This is a genomic window from Pseudomonas sp. NY15435 (assembly GCF_048068295.1).
Classification (GTDB): Bacteria; Pseudomonadota; Gammaproteobacteria; order Pseudomonadales; family Pseudomonadaceae; genus Pseudomonas.
Window position 1 is genome coordinate 97,357 of sequence record NZ_JBLUQA010000006.1, and the last position, 18,415, is coordinate 115,771.

Annotated in this window: 19 protein-coding genes; 11 read left to right on the forward strand and 8 right to left on the reverse strand. The window is 64.2% G+C overall.

Features of this window, described 5'->3' with window-relative positions:
* The first annotated feature begins 16 nt into the window (after positions 1-16).
* The 11 genes from ACNFH5_RS15840 to pdxJ all read left to right on the forward strand — a co-directional run bounded on the left by ACNFH5_RS15840 (position 17) and on the right by pdxJ (position 9,965).
* Positions 17-601, forward strand: coding sequence for a sigma-E factor negative regulatory protein (locus tag ACNFH5_RS15840; RefSeq protein WP_045209770.1), 585 nt, complete (start codon positions 17-19; stop codon positions 599-601).
* Between the two features lie 21 nt (positions 602-622).
* A complete protein-coding gene (locus tag ACNFH5_RS15845; RefSeq protein WP_416747475.1) occupies positions 623-1,567 on the forward strand; it encodes a MucB/RseB C-terminal domain-containing protein in 945 nt (314 codons plus the stop codon).
* Positions 1,564-2,019 (forward strand): SoxR reducing system RseC family protein, encoded by a 456-nt coding sequence (locus ACNFH5_RS15850; RefSeq protein WP_416747477.1) that lies wholly within the window; start codon positions 1,564-1,566, stop codon positions 2,017-2,019. The genes ACNFH5_RS15845 and ACNFH5_RS15850 overlap by 4 nt, the downstream gene beginning before the upstream one ends.
* 36 nt (positions 2,020-2,055) lie before the next feature.
* Positions 2,056-3,486 carry a DegQ family serine endoprotease gene (locus tag ACNFH5_RS15855; RefSeq protein ID WP_081517633.1) on the forward strand — a complete coding sequence of 477 codons (1,431 nt, stop codon included), beginning with the start codon at positions 2,056-2,058 and terminating at the stop codon, positions 3,484-3,486.
* Positions 3,487-3,633: 147 nt separating this feature from the next.
* Positions 3,634-5,433, forward strand: coding sequence for a translation elongation factor 4 (gene lepA, locus ACNFH5_RS15860; RefSeq protein ID WP_416747480.1), 1,800 nt, complete (start codon positions 3,634-3,636; stop codon positions 5,431-5,433).
* A 5-nt stretch (positions 5,434-5,438) separates the two neighbouring features.
* The gene (lepB, locus tag ACNFH5_RS15865) at positions 5,439-6,293 is read left to right on the forward strand and encodes a signal peptidase I (RefSeq protein ID WP_416747482.1); all 855 of its coding nucleotides are present in this window, start codon (positions 5,439-5,441) and stop codon (positions 6,291-6,293) included.
* A 142-nt stretch (positions 6,294-6,435) separates the two neighbouring features.
* Positions 6,436-6,813, forward strand: a complete 378-nt coding sequence (locus tag ACNFH5_RS15870; protein ID WP_416747484.1) for a DUF4845 domain-containing protein — start codon at positions 6,436-6,438, stop codon at positions 6,811-6,813.
* A complete protein-coding gene (gene rnc / locus ACNFH5_RS15875) occupies positions 6,810-7,502 on the forward strand; it encodes a ribonuclease III (RefSeq protein WP_017517395.1) in 693 nt (230 codons plus the stop codon). The genes ACNFH5_RS15870 and rnc overlap by 4 nt, the downstream gene beginning before the upstream one ends.
* A complete protein-coding gene (era, locus tag ACNFH5_RS15880) occupies positions 7,495-8,436 on the forward strand; it encodes a GTPase Era (RefSeq protein ID WP_416747487.1) in 942 nt (313 codons plus the stop codon). The genes rnc and era overlap by 8 nt, the downstream gene beginning before the upstream one ends.
* Before the next feature lie 88 nt (positions 8,437-8,524).
* Positions 8,525-9,229 (forward strand): DNA repair protein RecO, encoded by a 705-nt coding sequence (recO, locus tag ACNFH5_RS15885; RefSeq protein WP_416747489.1) that lies wholly within the window; start codon positions 8,525-8,527, stop codon positions 9,227-9,229.
* Complete coding sequence (pdxJ, locus tag ACNFH5_RS15890; RefSeq protein WP_017517398.1) at positions 9,222-9,965, forward strand: pyridoxine 5'-phosphate synthase; 744 nt, start codon at positions 9,222-9,224, stop codon at positions 9,963-9,965. The genes recO and pdxJ overlap by 8 nt, the downstream gene beginning before the upstream one ends.
* A 152-nt stretch (positions 9,966-10,117) precedes the next feature.
* Here the strand turns inward: pdxJ and cmoB are convergent, their stop codons facing one another.
* The 8 genes from cmoB to ACNFH5_RS15930 all read right to left on the reverse strand — a co-directional run bounded on the left by cmoB (position 10,118) and on the right by ACNFH5_RS15930 (position 18,396).
* A complete protein-coding gene (cmoB, locus tag ACNFH5_RS15895; protein ID WP_416747491.1) occupies positions 10,118-11,086 on the reverse strand; it encodes a tRNA 5-methoxyuridine(34)/uridine 5-oxyacetic acid(34) synthase CmoB in 969 nt (322 codons plus the stop codon).
* The gene (gene cmoA / locus ACNFH5_RS15900) at positions 11,083-11,823 is read right to left on the reverse strand and encodes a carboxy-S-adenosyl-L-methionine synthase CmoA (RefSeq protein ID WP_416747493.1); all 741 of its coding nucleotides are present in this window, start codon (positions 11,821-11,823) and stop codon (positions 11,083-11,085) included. Before cmoA ends, cmoB begins: the two co-directional genes overlap by 4 nt.
* A 113-nt stretch (positions 11,824-11,936) precedes the next feature.
* Positions 11,937-12,509 carry a hypothetical protein gene (locus tag ACNFH5_RS15905; protein WP_026078837.1) on the reverse strand — a complete coding sequence of 191 codons (573 nt, stop codon included), beginning with the start codon at positions 12,507-12,509 and terminating at the stop codon, positions 11,937-11,939.
* Positions 12,510-12,596: 87 nt separating this feature from the next.
* The gene (locus ACNFH5_RS15910; protein WP_416747496.1) at positions 12,597-13,343 is read right to left on the reverse strand and encodes a substrate-binding periplasmic protein; all 747 of its coding nucleotides are present in this window, start codon (positions 13,341-13,343) and stop codon (positions 12,597-12,599) included.
* A gap of 1 nt (position 13,344) precedes the next feature.
* Positions 13,345-14,019 (reverse strand): lysoplasmalogenase, encoded by a 675-nt coding sequence (locus tag ACNFH5_RS15915; protein WP_416747498.1) that lies wholly within the window; start codon positions 14,017-14,019, stop codon positions 13,345-13,347.
* 106 nt (positions 14,020-14,125) lie between these two features.
* Positions 14,126-14,521, reverse strand: coding sequence for a protease inhibitor I42 family protein (locus ACNFH5_RS15920; RefSeq protein ID WP_416747500.1), 396 nt, complete (start codon positions 14,519-14,521; stop codon positions 14,126-14,128).
* Between the two features lie 551 nt (positions 14,522-15,072).
* Positions 15,073-17,472 carry an endopeptidase La gene (gene lon / locus ACNFH5_RS15925; protein ID WP_416747502.1) on the reverse strand — a complete coding sequence of 800 codons (2,400 nt, stop codon included), beginning with the start codon at positions 17,470-17,472 and terminating at the stop codon, positions 15,073-15,075.
* 129 nt (positions 17,473-17,601) lie between these two features.
* Positions 17,602-18,396 (reverse strand): AraC family transcriptional regulator, encoded by a 795-nt coding sequence (locus tag ACNFH5_RS15930; RefSeq protein ID WP_416747504.1) that lies wholly within the window; start codon positions 18,394-18,396, stop codon positions 17,602-17,604.
* Between the last annotated feature and the right edge of the window lie 19 nt (positions 18,397-18,415).

The window sequence follows — 18,415 nt, forward strand, 5'->3', positions numbered from 1 at the left end:
CAAGAGAGGTACCGCTATGAGTCGTGAAGCCCTGCAGGAGTCGCTGTCCGCTGTTATGGATAACGAAGCGGATGAGCTGGAGCTGCGGCGTGTGCTTGCAGCCTGCGGCGAGGACGCCGAATTGCGGGCCACCTGGTCCCGTTACCAACTGGCCCGTGCAGTGATGCACCGCGAGCCGGCCATGCCCAAACTGGACATCGCCGCCGCTGTGTCCGCTGCGCTGGCTGATGAAGTCGCACCGGCGCCGCGCAGCCGTAATCCGTGGCGCAACGTCGGCCGCCTGGCTGTCGCCGCCTCGGTGACCCTGGCCGTGCTGGCGGGTGTGCGCATGTACCACCAGGATGACAGTGTTGCCAACGGCCTTGCCCAGCAAGGCGCCACTCCGCAGATCGCCCTGCCGCAAGTGCAAGGCCCGGCGGTACTGGCAGGCTACACTCAGGACGAGGCGCCGCAGGTGATCACCAATGCCCAGGGCGGGCAGACCACCTGGCATGAGCAGCGTCTTCCGGGTTACCTGCGTCAACACGCGCAGCAGTCCGCCGTCAGCGGCACCGACAGCGCCCTGCCTTACGCACGCGCCGCGAGCCTGGAAAGCCGCTGATTTGCGACCTTAAGGAGCGACATGCGCGCGACAACAGCACTGTTGTTCTTCCTCGGTGGCCTGCTGGCATTGCCAGTCCAGGCCGCCGATGCGTTGGACTGGGTCAAACGCCTCTCCGAGGCTGACCAGAAGCAGAATTTCCAGGGCACCTTCATCTACGAACGCAGCGGAGCCTTCTCCACCCACGATGTCTGGCATCGTGTGGAGAGCGACGGTTCGGTGCGTGAGCATCTGGTTCAGGTCGATGGGCCGCGCCAGGAAGTGGTGCGCGTCGATGGCGCCACCCAGTGCGTAGGTGGTGGGATGTCGGGCCAGGTGTCGACCGGCGAGATGTGGCCGGCACGCAAGCTCAATCCAACCGAGCTGTCCGCATACTACGACGTTCGCGTCGCTGGCGAGTCGCGCATTGCCGACCGCCCGGCGGTGGTGCTCGCGGTAATTCCGCGTGACCAGCATCGCTACGGTTTCGAACTGCACCTGGACAAGGAAACCGGCCTGCCGCTCAAGTCCCTGCTGCTCAACGACAAGGGCCAGATCATCGAGCGCCTGCAGTTCACCCGTATCGACATGGCGGCGCCTGAAGACGGTGAGCTGCAGCCGAGCGCGGCCTGCAAACCGGTGAAGGAAACCAAGGTCGCCGAGGTGAAGACCAACTGGCATTCCGAATGGGTACCGCCAGGTTTCACCTTGAACAGCACCTTGCAGGAACGCAGCCCGGTCTCCAATGATCAGGTTCTGTGCCTCGCCTATGGCGACGGACTGGCGCGCTTCTCGGTGTTCCTGGAGCCGCTGCACGGCGCGAAGGTCGACGATGCCCGCACCCAGTTGGGGCCGACCACCGTGGTGTCGAGGCGGTTCGCCAGTGACGACGGCGGCACCATGGTGACCGTGGTCGGTGAGATACCCAGTGGCACGGCCGAGCGCGTGGCATTGTCCATGCGGCCAACGGGGGCCCAGCCACAGTGATCCAAGAGTGGGGGAGGGTGATTGCGATCGAGTCTGGAACTGTCCAGGTCGAAACGCTGCGCCGCTCCACCTGCTCGGAATGTTCTGCCAGCGCCGGTTGTGGCCAGGGTCTTCTGGAACGACTGGGCATTGTGCGAGGGCGCGGCCAGATGCGCGTCCTGTCTTCGTTGGAGTTGTCGCCCGGCGAAGAAGTCGTGCTGGAGGTAGACGACGATCTTCTGCTGAGAAGCTCCCTGCTTTTCTATCTCTTCCCATTGATCGGGATGTTCGCACTTGCGCTACTGGCGGCGCGCCTCGATCTGGGAGAACCTCTCATCATCGTGGCTGGTCTGGCGGGTTTCCTGCTGGTCTGGCTGCTCGTGCGTCACTACACGCGACGCCATACGGATGATCCGGCGATGCAACCGGTTGTGCTGCGTGCGCTGGTCGGTGGGCCGCCCGGCCCTGTTTAGTGATCTTCCCAATCAACATCACGGGAGCTGTAGTCAATGCAAACCCTGAAACGCAGCATGGCTGCGCTGGTCGCCCTGCTGGCCCTGAGCCTGTCGGTCACCGCGCGGGCTGAACTACCGGATTTCACTCCGCTGGTCGAGAAGGCCTCGCCGGCGGTGGTCAACATCAGTACCACCCAGAAACTTCCCGACCGCTCCAACGCGCAGATGGGCATTCCGGATCTCGACGGCCTGCCGCCGGGCCTGCGCGAATTCTTCGAGCGCAGCATTCCCCGTGGTCAGGGCGGTCAGGGGCAGGCTCCCCGTGGCCAGCAGCGCGAGGCCCAGTCCCTGGGTTCGGGCTTCATCATTTCCGATGATGGCTACATCCTCACCAACAACCACGTAGTGGCCGACGCCGACGAAATCCTCGTGCGCCTGTCGGATCGCAGCGAGCACAAGGCCAAGCTGGTCGGTGCCGACCCGCGCAGCGACGTGGCCGTGCTGAAGATCGATGCCAAGGGCCTGCCCACGCTCAAGCTGGGCGATTCCGACAAGCTGAAGGTCGGTGAGTGGGTGCTGGCCATCGGTTCGCCGTTCGGCTTCGACCACTCGGTGACTGCTGGCATCGTCAGCGCCAAGGGCCGCAGCCTGCCGAACGAGAACTACGTACCGTTCATCCAGACCGACGTGGCGATCAACCCGGGCAACTCCGGTGGTCCGCTGCTGAACCTGCAGGGCGAAGTGGTGGGTATCAACTCGCAGATCTTCACCCGCTCCGGCGGCTTCATGGGCCTTTCGTTCGCGATCCCGATCGATGTGGCGTTGAACGTCGCCGATCAGCTCAAGGCTGGCGGCAAGGTCAATCGCGGCTGGCTGGGTGTGGTGATCCAGGAAGTGAACAAGGACCTGGCTGAATCCTTCGGTCTCGACAAGCCGGCCGGTGCGCTGGTCGCGCAACTGGTGGAAGACGGCCCGGCAGCCAAGGGCGGCCTGCAGGTGGGGGACGTGATCCTGAGCCTGAACGGCCAGACCATCAATGAATCCGCTGATCTGCCGCACCTGGTGGGCAACATGAAGCCGGGCGACAAGGCGAGTCTGGAAGTCATCCGCGATAACAAGCGCCAGACCCTGAGCCTGACCATCGGCAGCCTGCCGGACGACGACGATGCCGTCGCCGCCGTCGAGGGCAAGGGTGCCGAGCGCAGCAGCAACCGCATGGGCGTGACCGTGGCGGAGCTGACCGCTGAGCAGCGCAAGTCCCTGGATATCAAGGGCGGCGTGGTCATCAAGGAAGTGCAAGGCGGGCCGGCGGCCATGATTGGCCTGCGTCCGGGTGACGTCATTACCCATCTGAACAACCGTGCGGTGGATTCCTCGAAAACCTTCAGCGAAATCGCCAAGGCGCTTCCGAAGGATCGTTCGATCTCCATGCGCGTGCTGCGTCAGGGGCGTGCGAGCTTCATCACGTTCAAGCTGACCGAATAAGGTTGGCGCACCAGAAAAGGGCGACTTCGGTCGCCCTTTTTCATGCCTGACCGTCCGGCGCGGCGTGACGCATCAGGCTGTAGTCAGGTAAACTCCCCGGCTATTTTTCGGCGGACCGCCGCCTTCAGCCTTCCGAGTGTGTTCGCCGTGAGTGACCTGAGTCATATCCGCAATTTCTCCATCATCGCCCACATCGACCATGGCAAGTCGACGCTGGCAGACCGCTTCATCCAGATGTGCGGCGGCCTGTCCGACCGCGAGATGGAGGCCCAGGTACTGGACTCCATGGACCTGGAGCGTGAGCGCGGCATCACCATCAAGGCGCACAGCGTCACCCTTCACTACAAGGCGAAGGACGGCAAGACCTACCAGTTGAACTTCATCGACACCCCCGGGCACGTCGACTTCACCTACGAAGTCAGCCGCTCGCTGGCCGCCTGCGAAGGCGCGCTGCTGGTGGTGGATGCCGGCCAGGGCGTGGAAGCGCAGTCGGTCGCCAACTGCTACACCGCCATCGAGCAGGGCCTGGAAGTGATGCCGGTCCTGAACAAGATGGACCTGCCGCAGGCCGACCCGGACCGCGTGAAGGACGAAATCGAAAGCATCATCGGCATCGATGCCACCGACGCCGTAGCCTGCTCGGCCAAGAGCGGCATGGGCGTGGAAGATGTGCTGGAGCGCCTGGTCACTGCCATTCCGGCGCCCGAAGGCGAGATCGACGCACCGCTGCAGGCGCTGATCATCGACTCCTGGTTCGACAACTACCTGGGCGTGGTCTCGCTGGTGCGTGTGAAGCACGGCCGCGTGAAGAAAGGCGACAAGATTCTGGTGAAGTCCACCGGCAAGGTCCACCAGGTGGACAGCGTCGGCGTCTTCACCCCGAAGCACACCGAGACTCCGGACCTCAAGGCCGGTGAAGTGGGCTTCATCATCGCCGGCATCAAGGACATCCTTGGCGCGCCGGTGGGCGATACCCTGACCCTGAACAACACTCCCGACGTGGGCGTGCTGCCGGGCTTCAAACGCATCAAGCCGCAGGTCTATGCCGGCCTGTTCCCGGTCAGTTCCGATGATTTCGAGGACTTCCGCGAAGCCCTGCAGAAGCTGACCCTGAACGACGCCGCGCTGCAGTACGAGCCGGAAAGCTCCGAGGCCCTGGGCTTCGGCTTCCGCATCGGCTTCCTCGGCATGCTGCACATGGAGATCATCCAGGAGCGCCTGGAGCGCGAATACGACCTGGACCTGATCACCACCGCGCCGACCGTGATCTTCGAGATCGTGCAGAAGAACGGCGACATCCTCTATGTCGACAACCCGTCCAAGCTGCCCGACCTTTCGTCCATCGACGAGATGCGCGAGCCGATCTGCCGCGCGACCATCCTTGTGCCTCAGGAGCACCTGGGCAACGTCATAACCCTGTGCATCGAGAAGCGCGGCGTCCAGCGCGACATGCACTTCCTCAGCGGCCAGGTCCAGGTGATCTACGATCTGCCGATGAACGAAGTGGTGCTGGACTTCTTCGACCGCCTGAAGTCCACCAGCCGTGGCTATGCTTCGCTGGACTACAGTTTCGACCGCTTCGAGCCGGCCAACCTGGTTCGCCTCGATGTGCTGATCAACGGCGAGAAGGTTGACGCCCTCGCCCTGATCGTCCACCGCGACAACGCCCCGTACAAGGGCCGCCAGTTGGTGGAGAAGATGAAGGAATTGATTCCGCGGCAGATGTTCGATGTCGCGATTCAGGCGGCCATCGGTGGGCAGATCATTGCCCGCTCGACGGTCAAGGCGCTCAGGAAGAACGTGCTGGCTAAGTGCTATGGTGGTGATGTGAGCCGTAAGCGCAAGCTGCTGGAAAAGCAGAAAGCCGGTAAGAAAAGGATGAAGCAGGTCGGTAGCGTGGAGATTCCGCAGGAAGCCTTCCTCGCTGTGCTCAAAGTGGACAGTTGAACCCTATGACCCTGAATTTCCCGCTGTTGCTGGTGATTGCCGTCGCGGTATGCGGCGTTCTCGCCCTGGTGGACCTGGTGCTGTTCGCACCGCGCCGCCGGGCAGCCATTTCCGCCTATGAAGGTTCGGTCAGCGAAGCTGACCCGCAAGTGCTGGAAAAGCTGAACAAGGAGCCGGTACTCGTCGAGTACGGCAAATCGTTCTTCCCGGTGCTGTTCATCGTGCTGGTGCTGCGTTCGTTTCTGGTCGAGCCCTTCCAGATCCCGTCGGGCTCGATGAAACCGACCCTGGAAGTGGGCGATTTCATCCTGGTGAACAAGTTCGCCTACGGCATTCGCCTGCCGGTGCTGGACACCAAGGTGATCCCGGTGGGTGACCCGCAGCGTGGCGATGTCATGGTGTTCCGCTATCCCAGCGATCCGAACATCAACTACATCAAGCGCGTTATCGGCGTGCCGGGCGACACCATTCGCTATACCAGCGACAAGCGCCTGTACATCAACGACCAGGCCGTGGCCGAGTCGCTGGTGGGCGAAGAGCCGGGCACCCTGGGCAGCGTGACCCTGTACCAGGAAAAGCTGGGTGCCGTGGAGCACATGATCCGCAAGGAAATGACCCGCTTCCGCATCGAGCCGGGCAAGCAGTGGAAAGTGCCGGCCGACCATTACTTCATGATGGGCGACAACCGCGACAACTCCAACGACAGCCGCTACTGGAACGATCCGAAGATTCCGAAGGACCTGCTGGGCATGGTTCCGGACCGCAATATCGTCGGAAAGGCGTTCGCGGTTTGGATGAGCTGGCCGGACCCGAAAATGCGCAATCTGCCGAATTTCTCGCGAGTCGGCGTGATTCACTAAACTTGTGAGACGGTCCAGGCCGGCACGGCTGGAGCGATGCTAGAAAAGAGCGGGGCTGCACGCGGGGAGCGAGGCAGCCCCGCTTCACTTGGACCTGCCGCGGCTGGCGGGCAAATAAGAAAGATACCGACATGAGGTCGATATGACGTACGCACGTTCGCAGAAGGGGATGTCGTTGCTGGGCTGGCTGGTCGTGCTCGCCATCGTGGCGTTTGTCGCCAGCGCCGCGTTCAAAGTCATTCCGCACTACCTGGACTACTACGCCATCGAGAAGGCCATCACCTCGGTGGAGACTGACAAGGCCGCCGAAGTGCGCACCGTTCCGGAGTTCTACTCCTACGTGGACAAGGCGCTGATGCTCAACAACATCCGCGACCTGAAACTGGAAGATGCGCTGGACGTGCAACTCGAGAACAACGAGTTCCGCGCCCACCTGAAGTACGAAAAACGCGAGCCACTGGTCCAGAACATCGACCTGGTGGTCAAATTTGACAAAGAATTCCGTGTACGAATGCCGTGAGTAACAACAGTCTGGATCGACTCGAGCGCAAGCTTGGCTATACCTTCCGCGACCAGGACCTGATGGTCCTGGCGCTGACCCATCGCAGTTTCGCCGGGCGCAACAACGAGCGCCTGGAGTTCCTCGGCGACGCCATCCTCAACTTCGTCATCGGCGAAGCCCTGTTCACCCACTTCCCCCAGGCCCGCGAAGGCCAGCTGTCGCGTCTGCGTGCGCGACTGGTGAAAGGCGAGACCCTGGCCCTGCTGGCCCGTGGTTTCGAAATCGGCGATTACCTGCGACTGGGCTCGGGCGAGCTGAAGAGCGGCGGTTATCGCCGTGAGTCGATCCTGGCTGACGCCATGGAGGCGCTGATCGGTGCCATCTATCTGGACACCGGCATGGATTCCGCCCGTGAGCGGATCATGGACTGGCTCGGCCCGCAACTGCGCGAGCTGACCCCGGTGGATACCAACAAGGACCCCAAGACCCGCCTGCAGGAATTCCTGCAGTCCCGCGGGTGCGAACTGCCGCGTTATGACGTGGTGGATATCCAGGGCGAACCGCATTGCCGCACTTTCTTCGTGGAATGCGAGGTGGCCCTGCTGAATGACAAGACCCACGGTCACGGCGGCAGTCGCCGCATCGCCGAGCAGGTGGCCGCTGCCGCCGCCCTGGCAGCCCTGGGCGTGGAGAATGGCCATGAGTGAGCACGAGCAAGACCAGCACGACCCATCCGAGCACGATGAAGCAGGAGCCGTTCGTTGCGGTTATGTCGCCATCGTCGGCCGCCCCAACGTAGGCAAGTCGACCCTGCTCAACCACATCCTCGGGCAGAAGCTGGCGATCACTTCGCGCAAGCCGCAGACCACTCGCCATACCCTGCTGGGCATCAAGACCGAGGGTGACGTGCAGGCGGTGTATGTCGACACCCCCGGCCTGCACAAGGACAACGACAAAGCGCTCAACCGCTACATGAATCGTTCGGCCAGCGCCGCGCTGAAGGACGTCGACGTGGTGATCTTCGTCGTCGACCGCAACCGCTGGACCGACGAAGACCAGATGGTCTACGACAAGGTCAAGTACGTGAGCTGCCCGGTCCTGCTGGCGGTGAACAAGGTTGACCGTATGGAAGACAAGGGCGAGTTGCTGCCGCACCTGCAGTGGCTGGCTGAGCAGTTGCCCAGCGCCGAGGTCGTACCGATTTCCGCCCAGCACGGGCAGAACCTCGATGTGCTCGAAGGCCTGGTGGCCGAGCGTCTGCCGGAGAGCGAGCACTTCTTCCCGGAAGACCAGATCACCGACCGCAGCAGCCGCTTCCTGGCTGCCGAGCTGGTGCGCGAGAAGATCATGCGCCAGTTGGGCGCTGAGCTGCCGTACCAGGTCACCGTGGAGATCGAAGAGTTCAAGCAGGATGGTCCGATTCTGCACATCCATGCGCTGATCCTGGTGGAGCGCGACGGCCAGAAGAAGATCATCATCGGCGAGAAGGGCGAGCGCATCAAAAGCATCGGCCAGAACGCGCGCAAGGACATGGAAGTACTGTTCGATTCCAAGGTCATGCTCAACCTCTGGGTGAAAGTGAAGGGCGGCTGGTCCGACGACGAGCGCGCACTGCGTTCGCTGGGCTACGGCGACCTCTGATCCTTGTTGCCCCGCGAGCTTTCGCGGGGCGCAGCCTCCGGGCGCCTGAGCGCGCCCGTCTCTCGACTCCCACTCCAGGCGCAGCGCCATGAGCCTCGCTTCCACTGCCCAAGCCGCCTTCGTCCTGCACAGCCGTCCCTACAAGGAAACCAGCGCGCTGGTGGATTTCTTCACCCCGCAGGGACGGTTGCGTGCCGTTCTGCGTGGCGCGCGGGGCAAGGCGGGGGCTCTGGCGCGCCCGTTCGTGCCGCTGGAGGCCGAATTCCGCGGGCGCAGCGATCTGAAGAACGTCGTGCGGCTGGAGCCCAATGGCATTCCCAATCTGCTCAGTGGCGAGGCGCTGTTCAGCGGCCTCTACCTGAACGAGCTGATGGTTCGCCTGCTACCGGCGGAAGACCCGCATCCTGCGCTCTTCGAGCATTACCGAGCGACCTTGCCGCTGCTGGCCGCCGGTAGTCCGCTGGAGCCACTGCTGCGTTCCTTCGAATGGCGGTTGCTGGACGACCTGGGCTATGGTTTTTCCCTGGACACCGATATCGTCGGCCAGAGCGTCGCCCCGGACGGTCTCTATCGCCTGCTGCCCGACTCCGGCCTGGAACCGGTCGGCAGTCTGCAGCCTGGCCTGTTCCACGGTGCCGATCTGCTGGCCATGGCCGAAGCCGACTGGAGCGCTCCCGGCGCCCTGGCGGCGGCCAAGCGCCTGATGCGCCAGGCCCTGGCGCCCCATCTTGGCGGCCGACCGCTGGTCAGCCGCGAGCTCTTCATGAATCGCAAGGACAACTCCCGTGACTGAAGCCAACCGTATCCTGCTCGGCGTGAACATCGACCACGTCGCCACCCTGCGCCAGGCCCGCGGCACCCGTTATCCCGACCCGGTGAAAGCTGCGCTGGACGCTGAGGAAGCCGGCGCCGACGGCATCACCGTGCACCTGCGCGAAGATCGCCGGCACATCCAGGACCGCGACGTACGTGTGCTCGCCGAAGTGCTGCAGACGCGGATGAACTTCGAGATGGGTGTTACCGAGGAGATGATGAAGTTCGCCGAGATCATCCGCCCGGCCCATGTCTGCCTGGTTCCGGAGACCCGCCAGGAGCTGACCACCGAAGGCGGCCTGGACGTCGCCGGCCAGGAAGCGCGTATCCGCGAAGCGGTGCAGCGCCTGGCCGCTGCCGGTTGTGAAGTGTCGCTGTTCATCGACCCGGATCAGCGCCAGATCGAGGCCTCTGCGCGCATCGGTGCGCCGGCCGTCGAGCTGCACACCGGTCGCTATGCCGACGCCCACAACCCGGCCGAAGCCGCCCATGAGCTGGCGCGCATCCGCGATGGCGTGGAGTTCGGTCTGTCCCACGGGCTGATCGTCAACGCCGGCCATGGTCTGCATTACCACAATGCCGAGCCGGTGGCGGCCATTGCCGGGATCAACGAGCTGAACATCGGCCACGCGATTGTCGCCCATGCGCTGTTCGTGGGCTTCAAGCAGGCGGTTGCCGAGATGAAGGCGCTGATCGTGGCGGCGGCCAATCGCTGATCCGGCTGCCAGACGGCGTACAACCGCGAGCGGTTGTACGCCCTACGCCACTGATTGAGGGTGGTTCGCGAGCAAGGGCTAGGCGCCCCCCTCGGTCCTACAAGGAGCAGTGCTCTTCGTAGGAGCGAGCTTGCTCGCGAACCTGTCGAGACTTACGGCTTGCGCGCGACCAGGGTGGCGCGCAGCGGCGCCGGCAGGCCTTCGAGGGTGCGGCTGTGGTCGTTCGGATCGAGGAAGTCCGGCAGCGACTGGTAGCGCATCCACTCAGTGGCGCGTTGTTCCTCCACCGAGGTGCGGCTGATATCCACGCTGCGCACATCGGTGAAGCCCGCACGGCGCAGCCATAGCTCCAGTGCCGGCACCGATGGCAGGAACCACACGTTGCGCATCTGCGCGTAGCGGTCCTCGGGCACCAGCACGGTGTTCACGTCGCCTTCCACCACCAGGGTTTCCAGCACCAGTTCGCCGCCACGGCGCAGGCAGTCCTTGAGCGCGAGCAGGTGGTCGATGGGCGAGCGGCGATGGTAGAGCACGCCCATGGAGAACACCGTATCGAAGCCTTCCAGCTTCTCGGGCAGGTCTTCCAGGGCGAAGGGCAGATGCCAGGCAGGCAGGTCCGGCAGGTAGCGCTTCATGGCGAGGAACTGGCAGAAGAACAGCCAGTTCGGGTCCACGCCCACCACGCTGCGCGCGCCAGCGCCAAGCATGCGCCACTGGTAATAGCCGTTTCCGCAGCCGACATCGAGGGCGCGCTTGCCCATCAGGTCGATGTGCGGCGAAACGCGATCCCATTTCCAGTCCGAACGCCATTCGGTGTCGATGTGCACGCCGAACAGGTTGAACGGCCCCTTGCGCCACGGGATCAGTCCCTGCAACGCCAGCGTAAGCTGATCGCGGGTCGCTTCGTCGCAGGCGCCTTCCAGATTGAAGCGCTCGCGCAATTCGACGGCAGCGGCTTGCAGCGCCGGCAGGCGATCCACCGCGGCCAGCCAGCGATCGAGATCGCCGTGGCCATCGTCGACCTTGCTGGCCAGTTGCGCGGGCAGCGAGGCGGCCCAGGATTCCAGTGGCGTGCCGGCCAGTTCAAGGCGCAGGCGGTCGAGGTCGAAGCGTTCGATCATGGCAGGGCAATCAGGGAAGCGAAGTTGAGGCACTGGAACCAGGGCACGACCTTTGAGAATCCTGCGGCCAGCAGGCGCTCGCGGTGGGTCTCCAGGGTGTCGGGGCGCATGACGTTCTCGATGGCGGTGCGCTTCTGGGCGATTTCCAGTTCGCTGTAGCCATTGGCGCGCTTGAAGTCGATATGCAGGTCGGTGAGCAGTTCGTGCTCCTGCTCGTCGGCGAAGCGCAGTTTTTCCGAGAGGATCAGCGCGCCGCCGGGCAGCAGGGCGCTGTGCAGGCGGGTGAGCAGTTCCAGGCGTTGTTCAGGGGCGATGAACTGCAGGGTGAAGTTCAGCGCGATCAGCGAGCAGGGCTTGAGGTCCAGCTTCAGGATGTCCGCCTCGATCAGTTCGACCGGCAGCAGTTCCTGGTGCATGGCGTCCTGGGCGCGCAGGTATTCGCCGCAGCGCTCGATCATCGGTGCGGAGTTGTCGACACCGATGACGCGGCAGCCTTCGGTCTTCACATGGCGGCGCAGCGCCTGGGTCACGGCGCCCAACGAGCAGCCGAGGTCGTAGAGCACGCTGTTCGGCGTGGCGAAGCGCGCGCCGAGCACGCCGATGTTCTCGACGATGGTGGGGTAGCCCGGCACCGATCGCTTGATCATGTCCGGGAAGACGCGCACCACGTCCTCGTTGAAGGTGAAGTCGGGAACCTGGGTTTGCGGCTGGGCGAAGATGCGGTCGGATTCGCTCACGCTGGATGGGGCCTCGTTACGCTGAACAGGCAACCAGGCGCGGCGCGCCCGGTCTGCCGGGGCGCGCATTGTAGCCGAGGCGCGGGGTGCGCCCAAGCTTCAGCCGATAAGGGTCACTTGAGCTGGTCGGAGAAGTATTCGCCGGCGCCCTGCAGCGGGCCGAGGGGGTTCTTCTTGTCTTCCATGCGGCGGATGTTCGGCTCGCCGTTGCTGGTCTTGTGCACGACCACGTCGTCGATCAGCACGAACACCGGGCGGAACGACCAGCCTTGCACCTGGCGGCGCTTGCGGAAGTTGAAGATGTCGGCCCAGAAGCTGCCCACGCGCTGGCTGTCGGTCTTGTTGAAGTCGAAGGCGTAGCCGATGCAGCGATCCTTGGCCTGCAGGCACGTCACCAGGCCGTCGGGCAGGTAGTCGATGGGAATGTTGGGCTGCACGAATAGCAGGCGCACGTCGATGAAGGAAAGCATCTTGGCGTTGCCCTGGGACAGCGGATCGAAGCCCAGCGCGTAGAGCTGCGACTTGGTGGTCTTGCCAGGGTCGACCTGGTTGTAGCGGCTCTGTGCATCCTGGTAATCCAGGAATGGTGATTGCACTTCCGCGCGTTCGCTGGGCAGCAGGCTGCCACAGGCAGAGAGCGTCAGGCAGGCTCCCAGCAACAACATCGAGCGAACTACTGCACGCATGGAGCTCCCCTTTTCCCAGTCTCTTATTAATTGATCTATAGCCGATGACAGAGGGCTCTGCCGGACTTTTCTCACGCCTTCGCAGGGCTAGTCAACGGCGATTCCGTAACCCTGCATCAGGGGTTTCCACTGGTCGTTGCGGCGCAGTTCTCGCAGGCCTTCGTCGAGATCGGCCAGGCGGTCCTGCACGCCATCCAGGCGAGGATTCAAGGCGACGTACATGGGACGTTTATCGGCGAGCTCACCGGCTGCTTGAATGCTCGCCGACAGGCCGTGGCGATGCAGGTAATGCTCGACGATCTGACTGTCCTCCAGCAGCACCGTGATGCGCCCCAGCAGCAGCTTCTGGATATTGCGTTCGAGGACTTTCTCGCCGCTGAGTACCTGAACCTGTTCATGGTTGGATAGGTGCTCGTCGCGCCAGGCGTCCAGTTCCTTGCCGTAGGAGTAGCCCTGAGCCAGCCCGATGGACTGGCTGCTCAGCGAGGTCGGACCTTGCCAGGTCCAGGGGTTGTCGTTGCGCACGTAGAAACGCATGGTCACCCAGCCGATGGGCTCTTCGCCGATCAGCAACTCCTCGGACTCTTCGCTGTAGGCGCCGACTACGCCATCCACCAGCCCCTCGCGGGCCATCTGCAGGGCGCGCGGCCAGGGCAGGGGTTCGAACAGCGGCGGTTGCGGCAGCACCTGGCCGAGGGCTTCGAGCAGGTAGCCGGGCTTGTCCGGATCGTCCGGGCAGAGATAGGGGCACCAGTCGTCGCCGGCCAGGCGCAGGGGTTCGGCGCTGGCCAGTGCCGAACACAGGAGCAGCAGCGGTGAAGCGATTCGCAGCATGTCAGACCCGGGAAGTGGTTTGTCCTTCCGAGTATGGCAGAGCGATATGACGGGATGTGACGGACGCGGCGATGCCGAACTGGCCGAGCCAGTAGGTGAGCATGATGGCGTAAGAGGAGCCGTCGAAGGCGGCGACGAAGCGGCTGATGCCGATCATCGAGTCGGAGCTGACGAACAGCAACGCACCCAGCGCGGCGAGTAGCCGGCTGGCATTGGCGATAGAGGGCACGCCGAGACGGGCGATGGCACGCCAGAGCATGGCGCTGATGGTCAGGCTGTACAGCGCAATGGGTAACAGCAGCGGGCCGAGACCGCGGCTATGGAGAAGGGCGAACAGGCCACCACCCAGGGCGCCTGCGACCAGCAGGCCGAGCGGGGCGAAGCGGCGCGTGTCGCCGAGGTAGGCGACCAGGTAAGCGAGATGAGCCAGCAGGAAGGCGGCGAGACCGGGCACGAAGGCGTTGATCGGCCATTCCAGCAGGATGTCGCCGAGCATCGACAGCACCAGGCCGATGGCGACCCAGCGGCGGTAGCCGTCGGCGGGCGTGCCGAGAATCCAGAAAAGCATGGCCAGGACCGGCAGCGGCTTGCACAGCATGCGCAGGACGGGCAGGTCGAAGGTGACGGCGAACAGGTAGGCGACACCGCCGATCAGTGCCAAGAGTGCCCAGCGCATGGGGTTCCCTCCCGAGGAAATGAACGGCCACTGTGCCGCAGGCCGGCGCCTGGCTTACAGGCCGAAGGCGTCAGCGCGAGCGGCTTATGGCGCCGGGCTCGGCGGGTTACTTCACGGCGATGGGGCAGGTGAAGGTCTGCGCGGGGGCGACTTCGGCTTCCCAGGGGCGGCGGTAGGCCAGTTCCAGCTTGTCCTCGCCGGCAGCGGTCACGCGGAAGCGCCAGGTGGATTCGCCGGCGCTGCCGACCAGGCCTGCGTCTTCCGGGTTGCTGTAGACCTCCGGGCCGAGCGGGCGCAGCAGGCCGTTGGCGGCGTTGCGCATTTCCCAGCGGAAGCCGGTGGTGGGGTTGCTCGGCAGGATCAGCACCAGCTCCTGGCCGGTGTGCAGTTTCAGCGGCTTGCAGTCGCTGGCGTCTTCCAGGGTGACCACGGGTTTGGGCTGCCCGGCGCAGCCGGCGAGCAGGGCCAGGGAGAGGGGCAGCAATGAGCGGTACGACGGCATGACGGCTCCTGAGTGGGGACAGGTTGGGCCGCAGGATAACGCAATCGGGGTTTCAAGCGGACTGTGTTCGCCTTGTGTGTCGTTAGGTGCCTCTGCGCCGCTTCGGTTTGCTCGGATGTATTGGGTTTCGCCCCCTCGGGCGACCTACTTTGGCAAATGACGGATGGCCGCCCCACCCAAAGTAGGCAAAGGTCTTGCCCCTCCATCCGGTTTTTCGCTTGGCGCGAAAAATACCCTCGTTGAAGCGAAGTTTCAGGGGCGCGCGGCGAAGGGCCATCCCTGGCCCATCGCCGCTCTCGCGACATCCATGTCGCTCAAACCCTGAAACTCCGCCTCAACGAGGCCTCCTGAAACGGGGCAGTTCGGAGTGTGTGGTGGTTTCTCTGGAAATCACTGAAGCCAGAGTCAGAGCCAGAACCAGAGCGCGGGTATGCCTTTCATGTAGGAGCGAGCTTGCTCGCGAACCTTCCCCCGCTTCGGAGGTTATTCGCGAGCAAGAACTAGGCGTCCCCTCGCTCCTACAGGTCGAATGCGCCGCAGGGGGGCGCAAGTCAGCTCGGGAACAGCACCTTCGCCACGTCCCCATAGCGTTTGGCGAAATGTACCGTCAGCCCTTCCTTCAGGTACTCCGGCAACTCCTCGAAGTCCCCCCGGTTGGGCTCGGGCAGGATCAGCTCGAAGATCTTCTGCCGGCGCGCCGCGATGACCTTCTCGCGCACCCCGCCAATGGGCAGCACCTGGCCGGTGAGGGTCAGTTCGCCGGTCATGGCCACGCCTTTCTTCGGCGCCTGGTTGCGCGCCAGGGACAGCAGGGCGCTGGCCATGGTCACGCCGGCGCTGGGGCCGTCCTTGGGCGTGGCGCCTTCCGGCACGTGCACGTGGACGAAGGCCTGGTCGAAGAAGTTCGACTCGCCGCCGTACTTCTTCAGGTTCGAGCTGATGTAGCTGTAGGCGATCTCCGCCGACTCCTTCATCACGTCGCCCAGTTGCCCGGTGAGCTTGAAGCCACGGTTGAGCGTATGGATGCGCGTCGCCTCGATGGGGAGCGTCGCGCCGCCCATGCTGGTCCAGGCAAGGCCGGTGATCACGCCGACGCCGGAAAGCACCTGCTCGGTGCGGAACACCGGCGTGCCGAGGTATTCCTCCAGGTCCTTGGCGCCGATCTTCACCACCGAATCCGGGTCTTCCAGCAGCTTCATCACCGACTTGCGCACCAGCTTGCCGAGCACTTTTTCCAGCTGGCGCACGCCGGCCTCGCGGGCGTAACCCTCGATCACTGCGCGCAGGGCGGCATCGTTGATCGACAGGCGATTCTTCGGCACGCCGGCCTTTTCCAGCTGCTTGGGCCACAGGTGACGCTTGGCGATGGCCAGCTTCTCTTCGGCGATGTAGCCGGACAGGCGAATGACTTCCATGCGGTCCAGCAGCGGGCCGGGGATGGAGTCCAGGGTGTTGGCGGTGCAGACGAACAGCACCTTGGACAGATCCAGGCGCAGGTCCAGATAGTGGTCGAGGAACTCCACGTTCTGCTCCGGATCGAGCGTCTCCAGCAGCGCCGAGGCGGGGTCGCCCTGGTAGCTGCTGCCGAGCTTGTCGATCTCGTCGAGCATGATCACCGGGTTCATAACCTCGACGTCCTTCAGCGCCTGCACCAGCTTGCCGGGCAGGGCGCCAATGTAGGTGCGGCGATGGCCCTTGATCTCCGCCTCGTCACGCATGCCGCCGACGCTGAAGCGGTAGAACGGCCGCCCCAGGCTCTCGGCGATGGACTTGCCGATGCTGGTCTTGCCCACGCCGGGCGGGCCCACCAGCAGCACGATGGAGCCGGCGATCTCGCCCTTGAAGGTGCCGACCGCGAGGAACTCGAGGATGCGGTCCTTCACGTCTTCCAGGCCGGAATGGTGCCGGTCGAGGACCTTGCGCGCGTGCTTGAGGTCGAGCTTGTCGACGCCCATCAAGCCCCACGGCACCGAGGTCGCCCAGTCGAGGTAATTGCGCGTGACGGCGTACTCCGGCGAGCCGGTCTCCAGGATCGACAGCTTGTTCAGCTCTTCGTCGATGCGTTTCTTCGCCTGGTCGGGCAGGGTCATGCCTTCCAGGCGTGCGCGGAATTCGTCGGAGTCGGCGCTCTTGTCGTCCTTGGTGATGCCCAGTTCCTGCTGGATGATCTTCAGCTGTTCCTGCAGGAAGAACTCGCGCTGGCGCTCGCCGATCTTGCGATTGACCTCGGCGGACAGCTCCTTCTGCAGGCGCGCGACTTCCACTTCCTTGCGCAGTAGTGGCAGCACTTTCTCCATGCGCTTGAGCATCGGCACGGTGTCCAGCACGCCCTGCAGCTCGGAGCCGGGCGCAGTGGTCAGCGCGGCGGCGAAATCGGTCAGCGGCGACGGGTCGTTGGGGTTGAAGCGATTGAGGTAGTTCTTCAGCTCTTCGCTGTACAGCGGGTTGAGCGGCAGCAGTTCCTTGATCGCGTTGATCAGGGCCATGCCGTAGGCCTTCACCTCGTCGCTCGGGTCGCTGGGCGTGTGCGGATATTCCACTTCCACCAGGAAGGGCGGGCGATGGCGCTTGAGCCAGCCGCGGATGCGCACGCGCGACAGGCCCTGGGCGACGAACTGCAGCTTGCCGCCCTCGCGGCTGGCGTGGTGCACGCGCACCAGCGTGCCGTGCTCGGGCAGGCTGTCCGGGTCGAAGTGGCGGGGATCTTCCGGCGGGTTCTCCATGAAGAACAGCGCCAGGCTGTGGTGCTCGGTCTTGGCGACCAGTTCGAGCGTCTCCGCCCACGGCTCCTCGTTGACGATCACCGGCAGCACCTGCGCCGGGAAGAACGGGCGGTTGTGGATCGGGATGACATAGACCGTGGTCGGCAGGTTCTGCCCCGGCAATACCAGCCCGGTATTGCTGACCTCTTCGGCGCTGTGGATATCGTGAATCTCGTCGTGGTCGCTCATGAGGCACCTGACTGATTGAACATGACAGTCTAGATGGGGAAACCGGAGCAGGGTTTCAATCCCATCGTTTCAGCGGATGTGTCCGAGGATGTTGCGGCCGATTGTTTACGATCGGAGCTTACGAGGGGATTAGCGGCGCGGGCGCAGGAAATCGCTGGGCGGCCGGCCGAACTGGCGGCTGAACATGGCGCTGAAGGCGCTGGGCGTGCTGTAGCCCACTTCCAGTGCCACGCTCAGCACGCTCTCGCCCAGGGCCAGGCGTTCCAGCGCGGCCAGCAGGCGTGCCTGTTGGCGCCATTGGCCGAAGGTCAGCCCGGTTTCGGTGCAGAACCAGCGTTGCACCGTCTTGCTGTCGACATTCAGCCGCGCCGCCCAGTCGGCAAGGCCGGCACTGTCGCCGGGTTGCGCCTGGATGGCCTGGCACAGTGCGCGCAGGCGCGGATGGGCGGGCAGCGGCAGGTGCAGCGGCAGCATGGGGTCTTCGCGCAGTTCATCGAGCATCAGGCCAAGGACGCGGCCGTCGCGGGAATCCGGGGTGACCTCGCCACTGATCGACAGCGCCGCCAGGATCAGTTCCCGCAGCAGTGGCGAGACCGCCAGCACGCAGCAGTCCGGCGGCAGATGCGGGGCGCTGCCCGGTTCGACATAAAGGGTGCGCACCTGAACGTCGCCGACCATGCGCGTCCAGTGTTCCACGCCGCCGGGTATCCACAGCCCCCGGTTGTCCGGCACCACCCACTGGCCGCTGGCGCTGCCGACCACCAGCACGCCGCGCACGGCGTAGAGCAGTTGCGCGCGATGATGGCTGTGCGCTGGCACCTGATGGCCATCGGGGAAGTCCAGAGCGATGGCTGCTACCGGGCTGGCGGCCCGTTCATTGCCATGGTTTTCCAGCGGCTGGGTCGGAATGTCCTTTTTGCGCATCTGGATGCCTGTTTGTCGT

Excerpts from the sequence above, each read along its gene's own strand:
- ACNFH5_RS15840 (WP_045209770.1), top strand. The coding sequence starts at position 17 with ATGAGTCGTGAAGCCCTGCAGGAGTCGCTGTCCGCTGTTATGGATAAC.
- ACNFH5_RS15845 (WP_416747475.1), top strand. The coding sequence starts at position 623 with ATGCGCGCGACAACAGCACTGTTGTTCTTCCTCGGTGGCCTGCTGGCA.
- ACNFH5_RS15855 (WP_081517633.1), top strand. The coding sequence starts at position 2,056 with ATGCAAACCCTGAAACGCAGCATGGCTGCGCTGGTCGCCCTGCTGGCC.
- lepB (WP_416747482.1), top strand. The coding sequence starts at position 5,439 with ATGACCCTGAATTTCCCGCTGTTGCTGGTGATTGCCGTCGCGGTATGC.
- ACNFH5_RS15870 (WP_416747484.1), top strand. The coding sequence starts at position 6,436 with ATGACGTACGCACGTTCGCAGAAGGGGATGTCGTTGCTGGGCTGGCTG.
- era (WP_416747487.1), top strand. The coding sequence starts at position 7,495 with ATGAGTGAGCACGAGCAAGACCAGCACGACCCATCCGAGCACGATGAA.
- recO (WP_416747489.1), top strand. The coding sequence starts at position 8,525 with ATGAGCCTCGCTTCCACTGCCCAAGCCGCCTTCGTCCTGCACAGCCGT.
- cmoB (WP_416747491.1), bottom strand. The coding sequence starts at position 11,086 with ATGATCGAACGCTTCGACCTCGACCGCCTGCGCCTTGAACTGGCCGGC.
- ACNFH5_RS15905 (WP_026078837.1), bottom strand. The coding sequence starts at position 12,509 with ATGCGTGCAGTAGTTCGCTCGATGTTGTTGCTGGGAGCCTGCCTGACG.
- ACNFH5_RS15910 (WP_416747496.1), bottom strand. The coding sequence starts at position 13,343 with ATGCTGCGAATCGCTTCACCGCTGCTGCTCCTGTGTTCGGCACTGGCC.
- ACNFH5_RS15915 (WP_416747498.1), bottom strand. The coding sequence starts at position 14,019 with ATGCGCTGGGCACTCTTGGCACTGATCGGCGGTGTCGCCTACCTGTTC.
- ACNFH5_RS15920 (WP_416747500.1), bottom strand. The coding sequence starts at position 14,521 with ATGCCGTCGTACCGCTCATTGCTGCCCCTCTCCCTGGCCCTGCTCGCC.
- lon (WP_416747502.1), bottom strand. The coding sequence starts at position 17,472 with ATGAGCGACCACGACGAGATTCACGATATCCACAGCGCCGAAGAGGTC.
- ACNFH5_RS15930 (WP_416747504.1), bottom strand. The coding sequence starts at position 18,396 with ATGCGCAAAAAGGACATTCCGACCCAGCCGCTGGAAAACCATGGCAAT.